Source organism: Frigoribacterium sp. CFBP 13605 (assembly GCF_014839405.1).
In the GTDB taxonomy this organism is placed as follows: Bacteria; Actinomycetota; Actinomycetes; order Actinomycetales; family Microbacteriaceae; genus Frigoribacterium.
Window position 1 is genome coordinate 31,934 of sequence record NZ_JACYNS010000007.1, and the last position, 14,155, is coordinate 46,088.

Sequence of the window (14,155 nt, forward strand, 5' to 3'; positions counted from 1 at the left end):
GCTCAACCGGCCCGGTCGAACGGCACCTGCACCCGGACGGCTCGACCGCTGCCGTCGTCCACGAGGGCGAACCCGGGCGTCGGCCGGTCGGCGAGGTCGGACTTCGTCAGCCGGAGCCCCACCTGGTCACCTTCGTTGGGCAGCTGTGGGCTGAGCACGGCGCCGCACCGGTTGTTCCTCACGTCGACCTGCCAGCCGGCCCACCCGGACAACACCTCGCCGGTCGTCCCGGCCACGACGAGTGCGCGACCGGTGTCGGGGCACGACCTGAGGAACTCCGCGAGCCACTCGCCCGCGGGGCAGTCCTTGAGGTGTTCGCCGTCGTCGATGACGAGCACGCGAGGGCCGTCGGCGTCTGCGAAGAAGGGCGCGAGGAGGGCCTCCTCGACGGTCCGGGTGGTGATCACCGCGACCACGCCGGGCAACCCCTCGAGCGCCCGCAGCGGCGATCGCCGTGGGGCGACGACGACCACTCCGATGCGCTGGGCCGTGAGCGACCGGACGACGGCTACCAGGACGGTGCTGCGCCCGCTCTTCGGGGGGCCCGTCACGACATAGCTGCCCGGGCCGTCGGCGAGGTCGGGACCCCACGGAACGAGGTCGTCGCCACCGACGCCGATCAAGGCGAAGACGCTCGCCGGGTCAGCCGCTCCCCGGCGGGACCAGGCGTCGTCGAACGAGATGGGGCCCGCCAGTTCGTCGACGCGGAAGGGCCGACGCGCGGCAGGAACATCACGGTCACGGTGAGCCGCCGACGCCGCCCGCCGTCTCAGCGCCTCGGCCTGCGCCTGCCCCGTGGCCTCGGCATCGATCAAGGCGACCTGCGTCTCGATCGAGGTCTCGGCGGTGAAGCCCCGCCCTGGGGGCAGGACGTCGGGCAGTGCCCGCGCGTTCAGACCGGCGAGGGCGTAGTCGGCCCGGTCGGTCAGGCGCAGGAGCAGCTTGTCGTCGACCAGGGCGGCGAGCCGGCCCGCGACGAGCTGCCGGTCACCCGTGACGAGCACGTGGAGCCCGACCGCGGCACCCTCACGCAAGAGCACCCCCACCTGGTCGACGAGCTTGCCGTGCTCGATCTCGGCGAAGCTGCCCGTGAACCCTTCCCACCGGTCGATCATGACGACCAGGTGCGGCAGGCGGTCCCCCTCGGGAGAGGCTCGTCGCTGCTCGACCACGCCCGCATGACCTCCCGCTGCGAACACCTGTTGCCGCCGGTAGGTCTCGTCGACGAGCTTCGTCAGCAGGCGCCGGACCCGGTCGAGCTGGGTCCGCTGGACGACGGCTCCGACGTGCGGAAGGCTCTCGAGCGGCAGCAGGGCACCGCTGCCGCAGTCGATGCCGTAGAGGTGCACGTCGGCGCAGCTCGTCCGGTCGGCGAGGGAGGCCGCGACCGTGCGGAGCACCTGCGAGCGTCCCGTCCGCGGGGCGCCGACGACGAAGAGATGCCCCAGGGTCTGCAGGTCGAGCGCGGCCGGGGCCTGGTGCTGTTCGGCCGGGAAGTCCTGCCGACCGAAGGGCAGCACGGCCACGTCGCCGGGGACGCACGCGTCGACGTCCGAGCCCGTCCGGGACCCTGCCAGGTCGTCGAGCACGAGCCTGTCGGGCAAGGCGTCGAGCCACGGACGATGCGGGCGAGGAATCCCGAGACGGGTGGAGGCCGCGGCGAGCGCGTCGACGAGCTCGGCCAGGTCGGTGCGACCGACGGACTCGGTCGTCGTCCGTGGCGGCGGCTCGGCCACGACCCGCCCGAGGTCCTGCCAGTCGAGCGGACTCGACCACACCTCGGGCACGACCTCGGCCACCGCCCCGGGGCGTCGGCCACCGACACGGCCTGCCTGGAACGGGACGAGTGCACTGGCCCCCAATCGGACGAAGGCGCGACCCGGTGTCGACTTGGAGATGCCGGCCGCGTCACCCGCGTCGATGACGTCGCTGCTCTCACCTGCATCGGTCACGCGAAGGGCGATCCTCAGGTTCGTGTTCGCCTTGATGTCGCCGGTGACGACGCCCGTCGGCCGCTGCGTCGCGAGCACGAGGTGGATTCCGAGAGAACGCCCGCGCTGGGCGATGTTGACGAGGCCGGTCACGAAGTCCGGCAACTCGCGGACCATGCTGGCGAACTCGTCGATCACGATCAGGAGGCGCGGCAAGGGAGGCCTCGCATCGTCACCGACCGCGCCCTCCACGTAGTCCTCGAGGTCCTTCGCTCCGGCGTCGGCGAGGAGGTGCTCGCGGCGTCGCAGCTCGGCCCCGAGCGAGTGCAACGCCCGCTCCACGAGGTGCGTGTCGAGGTCGGTGACCATCCCGACGGTGTGGGGCAGCGGCGCGAAGTCCCGGAACGCGGCACCACCCTTGTAGTCGACGAGGACGAACGTCATCCACTCGGGGGTGTTCGCGGCGGCGAGCGACGCGACCATGCTCTGCAGCAACTCGGACTTGCCGGAGCCGGTCGTGCCTGCCACGAGACCGTGCGGACCGTCCCTGCGGAGGTCGAATGCGAACGGGCCGTCGAGACTGTCTCCGATGACGACCTCGGTCGTGGGGCCCGTGCGAGCCCATCGGTCGAGTACGGCCTCGACGGTGGGGGGTTCGAGCTGCAGCACGTCGAGCAGCCGGGAACGCGCCGGGAGCCCGCCCGTTCCGTCGCCGTCGTCGACGTCGACCACCGGGGCGACGGCCCGGGCGACGGCCTCGAACCAACCGACGGGCAGCAGGTCGGCCTTGACCTCGCGCACGTCGGCGGTGCGGTGCACGTCGAGGGAATGCCGCGCGAGGCCGCAGGTGACGACGGCGACGCACTCCTCGGGAAGGGATCGGCGTTCGGCGTCGACGCACACGGCGTAGACGCCGACGGAGGGCCCGTCCCGCAGGACGCGGACGAGCCCGGGCAGTGCCCGCAACCGCCGCGCACCGTCGACGACGAGGACGATGTCGGTGGCCGCACGGAGGGTCCCCTGCGACTCCCGCACCGCCCGCCGGCGAGAGTCGATCTCGGCCCCGAGCTCGGCGATGCGGCGGGCGACGGTCTCGGCGTCGTTGCCGACCCAGGCGACGGCTGGACGACCGTTCTCGGGACGGGCATGGGGGACATGGGCCAGCCAGGACCAGTCGTCGCCCGCAGCGTGTTCGGTCAGGACGACCAACCGCACGTCGCGGGGGCTCTGGGCGACGGCGAGCTGAGCCAGCATCCACGCGACGAGAGGTCTGGCGTGTTCGGATCGGCCGGCCACCCCGACGACCCCGTGGTCGGCCAGATCGACGGTGACGGGCACGTCGACCGCGGGGCGAGCGACGGTCCGACGGTGCTCGAGTTCGGCCGGGTCCTCGATGGTGACACCCGAGGGCAGATCTGCCGTGCCGATCCTAACGCGCAGGTGGTCCGGATCGTCACGACGGCGTTCCCACAACCGTGAGCGACGCCGGGCGGCGATGTCGAGCACGGTGGCGGCGTCGGGACTGAGGTGTCGCAACTCGCGCTGCAGCTGCCGCACGGCGCTCTCGGCATCCGCCGCCACCGCCTCCTTCGTGGCCTGATGGTCGGCGAGGCGTTGCCGGTGCGAGACCTTCCCGTTGCGCTTGTCGTAGAGGTGGTTGCCCATCATGACCACCGGCGACATGAGCCCGAAGGCGAGGAAGGCGACGTTCCCGAACACGCTGACCATGACGACGGCCATCAGCATCGGCGCCAGCGCCGCGACGATCGGCAGGGGCCGCTTCGCACCCTGTTGGGGTTCGGCGGGGAACCGGAACGTCGTGGTCGGCGGTTCCGGCAGGAGGCGCGGTGGGCGTGCGTGGTCGAGGGTGCCTCCCCCCTCGCTCACGGTGATGGCGGCAGACGGCCGCCCGGCCGGTGCGACGGCGAGGAGGACGTCGCCGATCGTGATGACGCAGTGTTCGTCGACCACGGCCGTGCCGAGGGCGGGAACCCGGTCGACGAGGACGAGTGGCCCGCGCGCTTCGTCGTCGGACTCGGGGAAGGCGTCTGCCGTGGGGGTCAGCGTGAAGCGTCCGGCGCCGTCGAGTTCGATCGTCGCGACGATCGGCGGCACCCGCGCGTCGTCGAGCCTCACGCCTGCGTCGGGATCGCTTCCGAGGTGCACGAGCCCGACGTCGACGACGTGGATCGTCCCTGCCCCGCGGCCTCCGATGATGCGGATGGTGGGCAGATCGGCAGGCGAACGGAGGTGCGTCGCGGGGCCGCCGAAGCCGACGACGGCGCCGTCGAGCAGGACTCCCGAACTCATGCGCGCGGTCGGGTCGACCGGCACCCCGTCGACCGTGATGCTCCCGGCCTCAGCGGGCGGGGCGTGACCCGAGTGACCCAGCGACGACGCGAGGTGCCGCGCCACGGCGTCGACGGTGGTGTCCGGATCGACCAGGACCGAGCGGTCCGCCCGGTGGCCCGTCGGGACGTGAAGGACGGTGACGCTCAGCCTCACGCGGCGGGCACCACGCTGATGTCGTCCACGAACACGTCGACTTCGTCGATCATGCCGAGGACGCCCTCCGGCCCGCCGACCTGGCAGGTGACGCGGAGGTCGTACGGCTCGGCCCGGAAGGCGTAGACGAGCGTGGCGTGGAGGCCGGCGTCGCCGTCGACGGCCGCGTACCGCACGCCTCGGAGCCCCTGCCCGAGACCGCTCGCCTCGACCTGCTCGACGACGGGAGGCTCGACCGCGGCCACGTCGCTGTCGAAGACCATGGCCCGGAGGGCGACATCACGATCGCCTCCGACGAACCCGTACTGGACGCGCAGCAGCGACGGAGGGGTCGCGATGTCCGGCAGGTAGAGGTACCGGCGTTCGTCCTCGGGCGACCAGCGCGCGAGGGCCGAGAGCACCTCCGTCAGCCAGGACCGGGAGGCGCGGGTCGACACTTCGGACCGCTCGGCCACGGTGCGCACGGTCGCCTTGATCCACGATCGCGGCGCGCGGTGACCGTCATGCGGCCAAGAGGTCGGAAGGGCCACCCAGGTCTCGGGGTCGTGCCCGATGAGGATGTCGAAGTCAGTGGTGGCATCGGTGTCGGTTTCGCTCATGGCGCAGGTCGCTTTCTGTGGCGGTCGAGGGGGTTCAGGCGAGGGGCCGGTCGGTGACGAGGCGCCCTTCGGCGTCACGCCATCGGAAGGTGCTGAGCATGGCGTCGAAGACGTCGCTGACGGCGTCGACGATGCGGGTTCGTGCGTCGATGTCGGACCCGGTGTCGCCCGGCGCGGCCGACGCATCGGTCGCTGAACCGATGGTGAGGACGAGGGTGAGCAGCCGGTCGTCATGACCGGCGACTCGTGTGAGGACGGTCCGACGGCGGAGAGGCGTGAGGTCGGCGACCTCGTCGGGTGCGGCATGGCCGTCCTGTGCCGGGGCTTCAGCTGCGAGGTCGGTCCAGACAACGGCCGGGTCGCCGGCGAGGACGATCGGAGCCGCCCCGTGGGTGGCGACGCGTCGCAGCAGCAGCCGGTCGAGGTCGGCATGCGGAGTCCGGGTGACGGGCACGGACGCGACGACGATCGAGCACACGATGTCGGTGCCGGGCAGCGGGCCCGCACTGAGGTACGAGTCGAGCACACGGCCGTTGACGTCGGCCACGAGCGCACGCCCGAGTGCCGACCCGAACCGCAGTCGCCAGTCGTCGGGGGCCGTCCCGGTTCCGGGGGCGGGTTGGTCTCCCAGCTGCTCGGCGACGAACGCCGCTGCGTCAGGCGCGTCCATTCCACCCGGCACCCGGACGAACCCCGGAGGCACGACGATCGAATACGACGCCGCCACCGTCCCGGCCGTCCGCCCCACGTGCCCCGGGCCGCTCACGACTGGTCCTCGGGGCGAAGCCCGGCCCTCGCAAGACGGGGGCCGTCACCTCTTCGGGCAGCTGCGTGTTCGCGCCGAACGACGATGGATCGGACCGCCCTTTCGGCTCCCAACGCGAAGAATGCGAGACACTCGGCCGCCAGCACGAGCGCTGCAGCGAACGAATCGCGCGGCCACTCCGCGAGCTCGATGAAGAACTGCGAATGAAGCCAGCCGTAGAAAGCAGCTAGTCCGCACCAGAACGCCAACACCCAAGGTTGAAGTGCGAAGTCGAGTGATTCCGTTCTCTTTCGGTACACGATCACGACCAAGGTCAGCATCGCTGCGCTCACCAACCAAAAGATGCCGGACGGCAAGACGAACGGGGGCCACCCCTCGCTGGCCTGGAAGAGAACATCACCCGCAGGGTTTGTTCGAAACCCTCCTCCCTTAGGTAAAGCCAGAGATCCGAAGACAAGTCGTGACAACTGCATGTAGAGCGGCGATGCGATCCCGGCGATCCCCGCGAAGAGAGGAAGACCCCTCAAAGCCAGGGATCGGTAAGAAACCGGAGCAGCGCGGCGGCCGGAGCTCAAAGGGCACCTCCAGCGGCAGTCGACCAGGTCGCAGTGTTCGATTCCCGAGATGTCACACGCGAAACTCCCACCCCCGCAAGTCCGTGTGCCGTCAGAGCGTGGTCAAGCGCCTGGACGGTGCGCGCGACGTTCAACCTGCGCATGATGCGAGCGACTTCATCGGCGTCATCCGCGAATGCGCCCGGCCTGCTGGTCCGGAGAAAGTGCAACATCCTTGCCACTTCACTGTCGCCGAGCGCTTTCACGAGCGTCCAATCCCCCAACCCAGGTTGAGCCCTCGACCAACTCCTACTAACCCACGCCATCGCAGATCCACGAGAAACTCCGCTGTGGGACACGAGGCCCGCGGCTCGCGCGGCAGCGATGCCTTTGATCCCTGCGCGAGCCGAGGCGACCGCAGCGCCTCCTATCCCCATGGTCGCCAAGGACAACCCGGCCAGAAGGACATCTCCAAGAGTGGCTGTGCCTGCGCTCGCTCGAGCTGCCGTGATGGCGAAAGCCAGGACGGCCACAATTGCCGCGACGATATTCAAACCAGGAACGATGAAGGCCAGAGCGGCTAGGAGTCCGCCAATGATCGTAAGCACATTCATCAGCTCGCTGATCCACGAGTCGTTCTCCTCCATCCACTTCTGGAAGCCGGCGAAGCCGGCGTCCCACGCGCCTCCGAGGTCGTCCCAGAGGGTGTCGGCGAGGCCGTCGTCGGTGGCGTCGTCGATCCTCGCGATGGCAGCCGTCGCGGCGGTCTCGACGGACGTGTGTGCGTCGGTGACGCGGCGCGCGTAGAGGGTGACCCGGCCCCGCGCCTCCTCGGCTTTCGTGCGCTGCGCCGCGGCCTGGTCGAGGTGCTCCTGCTTCGTCACCTCATCGGTGGCCACGAGCGCGAAGTGCTCGTAGCGCTCGACCAGCTTCTCGGCTGCGGCGAGGTCGTCGACGGCGTCGCGGTGGTTCGCCAGGGCCGGCGCGGCTGCCTCTTGTGCCAGCGACAATTCAGACGAGTACGCCTTGAGCGCAGCCCCCGTTTCTCCGTATCGTCCCTCGGCCTTGCCGAGACTTGCGGAGACCGCCTCGGCCTTGACCACGAACGCGTCCAGGGCGTCGCTGGAGGACGACCCCGTCTCGAGCGATCTCAGCTTGGCTGCCGCACCTCGGATCGAAGCCGCCACCGACTCGTAGTGGCTCGCCATGGAGTTCAACAGCACCGGGTCGCCCGACACCCCCACCAGCGAATCGGCCGCCACCCCCGCGAGCGTGCCGGCCGTCACTTGTCGCCCCCGATCAGGACGCCTTCAAGTTCTCCGTCGACCTCGGTGAAGGTCTCGTCGATCGTCGACAACGCCGTGCCCAGCTCGGTGATCTGCTCGGCGAGCTTCGCCCGCCGGTCGTTCCAGTTCGTCGCGAACGACGTGACCTTCGCCGCCAGCCGGACGTGCCCGCAAGCCTCGGCCGTGGCCGACACCGAGGAGTCGTTCGACTCGAACTCGGTCTTCACGGTGGCCAGGTCGGCGAGCAACGCCTCGAGACCCGCACCGTCGATGTTGAGGCTCGTTCGAGCCATGAGGTCCTCCCCTCGTGCCGGAAGCCGGAGCGCGTCGCGTCTCACCGCGACCCGCCCCGGCCGTCCCTGTGTGTGGTCGGTCAGCCCAGGCTGCTGGCGAGCTGCTGGTCGGCGCCCTCGAGGGTGCTGGCCGCGTTCTCGAGGAACGTCGCCATGCTCTCGACCGCCGAGATCGTCTTCGACGCCCCGGTCGTGAACTCGGTGTACGTCGCGTCGAATGCCTTCGACGACTTGTCGGTCACGTAGCCCGAGCCGACGAGGTTGTCGATCTGCGACTTCATCTGACCCAGCTGGTCTTCGATCGCACGCTGCCCGTTGCGCAGCTGGGTGGCCTGCGTGCGCAGGTCGTCGTAGGTGACGGTGACATTGGCCATGAGGTGGTCCCTCTCGTTGGTGGTGCCGACCGGTCGGTCGGACTCGACCAATATGTCATGCCTGATAGTTTGCGTAACGGTTCTCCACAGATCGGAGTCGACATGCGTCGCAAGAAGGACAAGCCCAGGAGGCGCGAGCAACACCCGACGCCACCTCCGGTGATCACCGCCGAGACGATTCGTGAGCAACGTGCCGAAGGGCTGCTCTCGCGCGTCACCACCCTGCCCCTCCGGCCGCCCGCGCCGATCGTGACGTCCCCTCCCCCGCCGACCCGCGCCTCCTCGGGGTTCGTCGTCGAGGAGCGTCGAAGCGAGTCGGCGCAGCACGCTCCCGTCATTCCGGAGAGCACGGCACCGTCCGCGGTCGCACCCCTCGCGCCCCTCGCGCCCCTCGCCGCCGCGATCCCTCACGCGCCGCGGTTTGCCGCCACCACCCCGAGGCGGTCAGCCCCCGATCAGCCCGCCGGCCGTGACGCGGTGCCGTCCGTTCCCGATCTCGAGGCGACGACGCTGCGCCCTCGGCACTACGGCCTGCGCCTCCCGGACGAGAGCGTCGTCCCCGTCACACGACGCGCGATCGTGGTCGGGCGTCGAACCGACCGCCCCCTGCCCCCTCCGACCGACGCCGATGTCGTGGCGCTCGACGACGCCGGCCGATCACTGTCTCGCCACCACGTCTCGATCGTGATCGGTACCGACGCGGCCGTCTGGGTCACCGATCTCGGCTCGGGAAACGGCACCACCGTCGTGTCTCCCAGCGGCGAGACCACCGAACTCGACGCACACACGCCGAACCGCGCACGAGTCGGATCGGTGCTGTCGATCGGCGACCACAGGGTGACGGTCGTCAGGCACCTGCCGGCGGACTGCACGACCGACGCCTAGCCGACTTCCCGGGCGCATCGGGGCCGCTCGAGCGCGGAGGGGCGCGGAAGGGGGCTAGATCTTCTCGATCGGTGCGACCTTGATCAGCAGCTTCTTGCGGCCGGCGGCGTCGAAGAGCACCTCGGCGATGCGACGGGCGCCGATGCCGGTGACGGCCATGACACGGCCTTCGCCGAAGTCGACGTGCGAGATGCGGTCGCCGGCCTCGAGCTCCATGTCGCCGTTGTCGCGGACGGTGCCCGTGACCCGGTTGGCCCACTCGGTCTTCGGCTTCGTCTTCGCCGCCGCCGTGGCCCGGTCGTAACTGCCCGAGCCATAGCCGCCCGACGCCCGCGGCGTCGCTCCGCGGTTGCCGTCGCCACCCTCGCGACGGGCGTTGAGCGCCCGCGGTTGTGTGCCCCCGCGGCTGGTGGCCATGCCGGGCGACTGCTTCCAATCGATGAGCTCGACGGGGATCTCTTGCAGGTACCGCGACGGCATCGCCACGTTGACCTCGCCGAACTGCGCCCGCGTCATCGCGAGCGACAGGAACAGCCGCTGTCGAGCGCGAGTGATGCCGACGTAGAACAGTCGTCGCTCTTCGGACGGACCACCGGGCTCGTTCGCCGACATGCGGTGCGGCAACAGGTCTTCTTCGACGCCGGTGAGGAACACGGCCTCGTACTCGAGCCCCTTGGCGGTGTGCAGGGTCATCAGCGACACCGTGCCGCTCGTGTCGTCGAGGTCGTCGGCGGCTGCGACCAGCGTGACCTCGGTGAGGAAGTCGAGCAGCGTGCCGTCGGGGTTGTTCTTCTGGAACTCCTTCGTCACCGCGACGAGTTCGTCGATGTTCTCGGCGCGGGCCTCGTCTTGCGGGTCACGCGACGCCCGCAGCACCTCGACCAGGCCGCTGCCCGCGATCAGGGCCGACAGGATCTCGTGGACGGGCGCGGTCGCCGCCGTGGCCTGCACGTCGTCGAGCAGCTTCGCCAAGCCCGTGATCGCGCCGGTGACCTTCGGCCCGAGGCCGAGCTGGTCGGCGTTGCGCATCGCGTCACGCAGCGGCGCCTCGTTGGTGTCGGCCCAGCGCTGCATCGCGGTCTCGGTCGCGGGACCGATGCCGCGCTTGGGCACGTTCATGATGCGTCGCAGGGCGAGCGGGTCGGCCGGGTTGGCGACGGTGATCAGGTACGCCATGGCGTCCTTGATTTCGGCACGCTCGTAGAACTTGGTGCCACCGAGCACGCGGTAGGGGATGGCTGAGCGAATGAAGATCTCTTCGAGTGCACGCGTCTGCGAGTTGGTGCGGTAGAAGACGGCCATGTCTTTGTAGTCGGTGCCGGACTCGTGCAGCGCCGCGATCTCGTCGGCGACGAACTGGGCCTCGTCGTGACCGGTGTAGCCGGTGAACCCGACGATCTTGCTGCCGGCGCCGACCGTGGTGAACAGGTTCTTGGCCTGACGGTCGAAGTTGTTCGAGATGACCGCGTTGGCGGCGTCGAGGATGTTCTGGGTCGAGCGGTAGTTCTGCTCGAGCAGGATGACCTTCGAGTTCGGGAAGTCGCGCTCGAACTCGACGATGTTGCGGATGTCGGCGCCCCGGAACGCGTAGATCGACTGGTCGGAGTCACCCACCACGGTGAGCGACGCCCCGGGGATGCCGCCACTGCCGTCGCGCATCGACTGGACGAACTGACCGCCCCTCTCGAGCTCGTCGACGAGGTCGGCCTGCACCGGCCGGGTCAGCTCGCGGATGAGCGAGTACTGCGCGTGGTTGGTGTCTTGGTACTCGTCGACCAGGATGTGCCGGAACCGCCGCTGGTACTGGGCGGCCACGTGCGGGAAGGCGCGGAACAGGTAGACGGTCTGGGCGATGAGGTCGTCGAAGTCGAAGGCGTTGGCCCGCTGCAGCTCGCGGGTGTACTGACGGAAGATCTCGAGGAACATGACCTCTTGCGGGTCGTTCATGTTGATCTGGCGCGAGTACGACTCGACGTCGCTGAGCTCGTTCTTGAGCTTGGAGATCTTGCCCGAGGCCATGCTGACGGTCAGCCCGAGCTGGTCGGCGTCGAGCTCTTTCAGGATGCGCTTGAGCAGGGCCCTCGAGTCGGCGGAGTCGTAGATCGTGAAGCTCTTTGTGAAGCCGAACTGCTCGGCCTCGCGCCGGAGGATTCGCACGCACGCCGAGTGGAACGTGCTGATCCACATGCCCTCGCCTGCTTGACCGACGAGGTGCGCCACGCGCTCGCGCATCTCGGCCGCGGCCTTGTTGGTGAAGGTGATGGCGAGGATCTGGCTGGGCCACGCCTCGCGCGTCGCCAGCAGGCCCGCGATGCGACGGGTCAGCACGCTGGTCTTGCCCGAGCCGGCACCGGCCACGATCAGCAGCGACTGCCCGCGGTACTCGACCGCCTCTTTCTGCTGGGGGTTGAGACCGGCGGTCAGGGGGTCGCCGGAACCGCCGGCAGCGTCAGAGGGCTCGAGCACGATCGTCATGGCCCCTCGAGTCTAAGCGCGACCACCGACATGGCGAGAGGGTGCGGGGCGACCACGGTCGCAGGCGGCGTCGCGCGGGGTCAGCGGGACGCGAAGGCGACCCGCGCCTCCTCGGCGAGCTCGGGCTGGTCGGCGAAGACTCCGTCGACGCCGAGCGCCATGAGGGAGGTGAACTCGGCCTGCCAGTCGCCGAAGGCCGCCTTGCCACCGGGGCCGCGGTGGGCCTTGGCCAGGAAGGCGTTCTCGGCACGGAGCGTCCAGGTGAAGACGTCAAGTCCGGCCGCGTGCGCCCGGTCGACGACCCGACCGTCGGTCGCCCCTTGCGCGTCGACGAGCGTGTGCTTGTCGAGGCTGACGCCGTGCAACCCGGCGTCGACGAACGACTCGAGCGACTCGGCGTGCAGCTGGTCGCGGTAGCCCACCGACGATCTGCCCGAGGCGACCAGGTCGGCTGCGACGCCGGCCTTCTCGAGCAGGTAGACGAGCCGGGCACCGAGCCGCTGGTCGGCGAGCCGACCGAGCACGGTCTGCTCGAACGACTCGATGGTCAGCCGCGGGTCGTCGACCCAGCGCCGCTGCCGCAGCTCGTCGGCGAGCAGCTCGCCGAGCGGCAGGCCGATCGAGTCGAAGTAGGTGGCGTGTTTGACCTCGGCGACGAGCCCGACGGGCCGATCCGCCGCGTCGAGCAGGTCGAGCAGGTCGCCCAGCCGCTGGATGCGCCCCTCACCGTCGTGCGCCGCACTCTCGGGCCGAAGCTCGGGCAGCCGTTCGCGGATGCGCAGCGTGCTGAGCTCGTCCCAGGTGAAGTCCTCGGTGAACCAGCCCGTGACCTTCGTGCCGTCGATGGTCTTGGTCGTGCGGCGGTGCCGGAACTCGTCGTGGTCCGCGACGTCGGTCGTGCCCGAGATCTCGTTCTCGTGCCGCAGGACGAGCACGCCGTCGCTCGACGCGACCAGGTCGGGCTCGATGGCGTCGGCCCCGAGTTCGATCGCGAGACGGTAGGCGTCCTCGCCGTGCTCGGGTCGGTGACCGCTGGCGCCGCGATGGGCGATGACGAGAGGCGAGGTGGACACCCGGCCACGCTAACCGGCGCGCCCGTACGCGACCCGAGCAGTAGTAGCAGCGGGGGATGAAGCGTCTCGCGCGCGCCGGACGCAAAACATGCACGCCATGCACGTTCGCCCTGCGAGAATACGGCTCTCATCAGGCGGATCTTCAGCCATTCGTTGCACGACAGGCGTTAGCCTCATGGGTACGGAAACGCCTTCGTGCACCTGCGCGGGCGGTCCACACATCCCTAGCGATCAGAAGAGGAACCCCTTGGCATTCTCGAATCCCGGCTTCAGTCAGTCGCCGGCCTTCTCGAAGAACGGCGGGCCCGTCATCCGTCAGCAGCAGGGCGCAGCCCAGCCGGTCGAGTACAACGGCATGACCGCCGAGCAGCTGCAGCAGCTCTACTCGCAGCCCGCCGCCGGCCCCACGCAGACCGACCGGATGACCTACGAAGACACCATCACCAAGACGCTGCTCGCGTTCGGTGTCGTGCTCGTCGGTGCGGCCATCGGATGGTTCATCCCGGCCCTCGCCTTCGTCGGGGCCATCGCCGGCTTCGTGCTGGCGCTCGTCAACATCTTCAAGAAGAAGCCCTCCCCCGGGCTCGTGCTCGCCTACTCGGCGGCACAGGGTCTCTTCGTCGGTGGCATCTCGTCGATCTTCGAGAGCCAGTGGGACGGCATCGTCACCCAGGCCCTGATCGGCACCGTCGCGGTGTTCGCCACGACCCTGCTGCTCTTCAAGAGTGGCAAGATCCGCGCGTCGGCCAAGGCCACCAAGGTCTTCATGATCGCGATGATCGGCTACGGCGTCTTCTCGCTGATCAACTTCGGTCTGATGATCTTCGGTGCGAACAGCAACCCCTGGGGCCTCCGCGGCATGGAGATCTTCGGCATCCCGCTCGGCTTCATCCTGGGCATCCTCGTCGTGATCATGGCCGCGTACTCGCTGGTCCTCGACTTCGACCAGGTCAAGACCGGCGTCGAGCGCGGCGCACCCCGCATCTACGCCTGGTCGGCCGCCTTCGGCATCGTCATGACCGTGATCTGGCTCTACGTCGAGATCCTGCGCATGCTCGCCATCCTGCGCGGCAGCGACTAGCCAGCGCGGCGTCACCCGCACCACCCCGAAGCGGGGCTCGTTCCGACCGGGACGGGCCCCGCTTCTGTGTGGGTGGGGGTCGACGGCCGAGGGGGTGGGGGTCGATGGCCGAGGGGGCAGAAGGTGCTGCTCGTGGGCAGATGAAGAGCACGTTCTGCCCGCTCGTTCGTACCCTGGCCCGAGACCACGCCGAGATCCAGGAACGACGACATCCCGCGGAGACGACGAAACCCCCTCGGGCAGGTGTCTGCCGGAGGGGGTTTCGCGTCACTGCGCTTCGCGGGAGGTCTCCCTCACTTCGCGTTCGCGGCTACTGGTGGGCACCGGGGTCGC

10 protein-coding genes are annotated in these 14,155 nt (G+C 69.6%); 2 read left to right on the forward strand and 8 right to left on the reverse strand.

What is annotated here, in order from left to right:
* Nucleotides 1-2: 2 nt before the first annotated feature.
* From IFT36_RS03670 to IFT36_RS03695, 6 genes are all read right to left on the reverse strand, one after another.
* The gene (locus tag IFT36_RS03670; protein WP_200412443.1) at nt 3-4,436 is read right to left on the reverse strand and encodes an FtsK/SpoIIIE domain-containing protein; all 4,434 of its coding nucleotides are present in this window, start codon (nt 4,434-4,436) and stop codon (nt 3-5) included.
* Nucleotides 4,433-5,035: a hypothetical protein gene (locus IFT36_RS03675; RefSeq protein ID WP_192122939.1), complete on the reverse strand. Its 603-nt coding sequence runs from the start codon at nt 5,033-5,035 to the stop codon at nt 4,433-4,435. Before IFT36_RS03675 ends, IFT36_RS03670 begins: the two co-directional genes overlap by 4 nt.
* A 34-nt stretch (nt 5,036-5,069) precedes the next feature.
* Entirely contained in the window at nt 5,070-5,801 is a 732-nt protein-coding gene (locus tag IFT36_RS03680) for a hypothetical protein (protein WP_192122940.1), read from the reverse strand.
* Between the two features lie 571 nt (nt 5,802-6,372).
* Nucleotides 6,373-7,641, reverse strand: coding sequence for a putative T7SS-secreted protein (locus IFT36_RS03685; RefSeq protein WP_200412444.1), 1,269 nt, complete (start codon nt 7,639-7,641; stop codon nt 6,373-6,375).
* Complete coding sequence (locus tag IFT36_RS03690) at nt 7,638-7,934, reverse strand: hypothetical protein (RefSeq protein WP_200412445.1); 297 nt, start codon at nt 7,932-7,934, stop codon at nt 7,638-7,640. The genes IFT36_RS03685 and IFT36_RS03690 overlap by 4 nt, the downstream gene beginning before the upstream one ends.
* Nucleotides 7,935-8,014: 80 nt before the next feature.
* Nucleotides 8,015-8,308: a WXG100 family type VII secretion target gene (locus IFT36_RS03695; RefSeq protein WP_043594286.1), complete on the reverse strand. Its 294-nt coding sequence runs from the start codon at nt 8,306-8,308 to the stop codon at nt 8,015-8,017.
* A 102-nt stretch (nt 8,309-8,410) separates the two neighbouring features.
* Between IFT36_RS03695 and IFT36_RS03700 the strand changes: the two genes are divergently transcribed.
* Entirely contained in the window at nt 8,411-9,193 is a 783-nt protein-coding gene (locus tag IFT36_RS03700; protein ID WP_200412446.1) for an FHA domain-containing protein, read from the forward strand.
* Nucleotides 9,194-9,247: 54 nt separating this feature from the next.
* On the opposite strand, the gene IFT36_RS03705 is transcribed toward IFT36_RS03700, so the two are convergent.
* Both IFT36_RS03705 and IFT36_RS03710 read right to left on the reverse strand, forming a co-directional pair.
* Nucleotides 9,248-11,668 (reverse strand): ATP-dependent helicase, encoded by a 2,421-nt coding sequence (locus tag IFT36_RS03705; protein ID WP_200412447.1) that lies wholly within the window; start codon nt 11,666-11,668, stop codon nt 9,248-9,250.
* An 80-nt stretch (nt 11,669-11,748) separates the two neighbouring features.
* On the reverse strand, nt 11,749-12,741 hold the full coding sequence (locus IFT36_RS03710) for a glycerophosphodiester phosphodiesterase family protein (RefSeq protein WP_200412448.1): 993 nt from the start codon (nt 12,739-12,741) through the stop codon (nt 11,749-11,751).
* 247 nt (nt 12,742-12,988) lie between these two features.
* Between IFT36_RS03710 and IFT36_RS03715 the strand changes: the two genes are divergently transcribed.
* On the forward strand, nt 12,989-13,822 hold the full coding sequence (locus IFT36_RS03715; RefSeq protein WP_123571259.1) for a Bax inhibitor-1/YccA family protein: 834 nt from the start codon (nt 12,989-12,991) through the stop codon (nt 13,820-13,822).
* Nucleotides 13,823-14,155 lie beyond the last annotated feature (333 nt).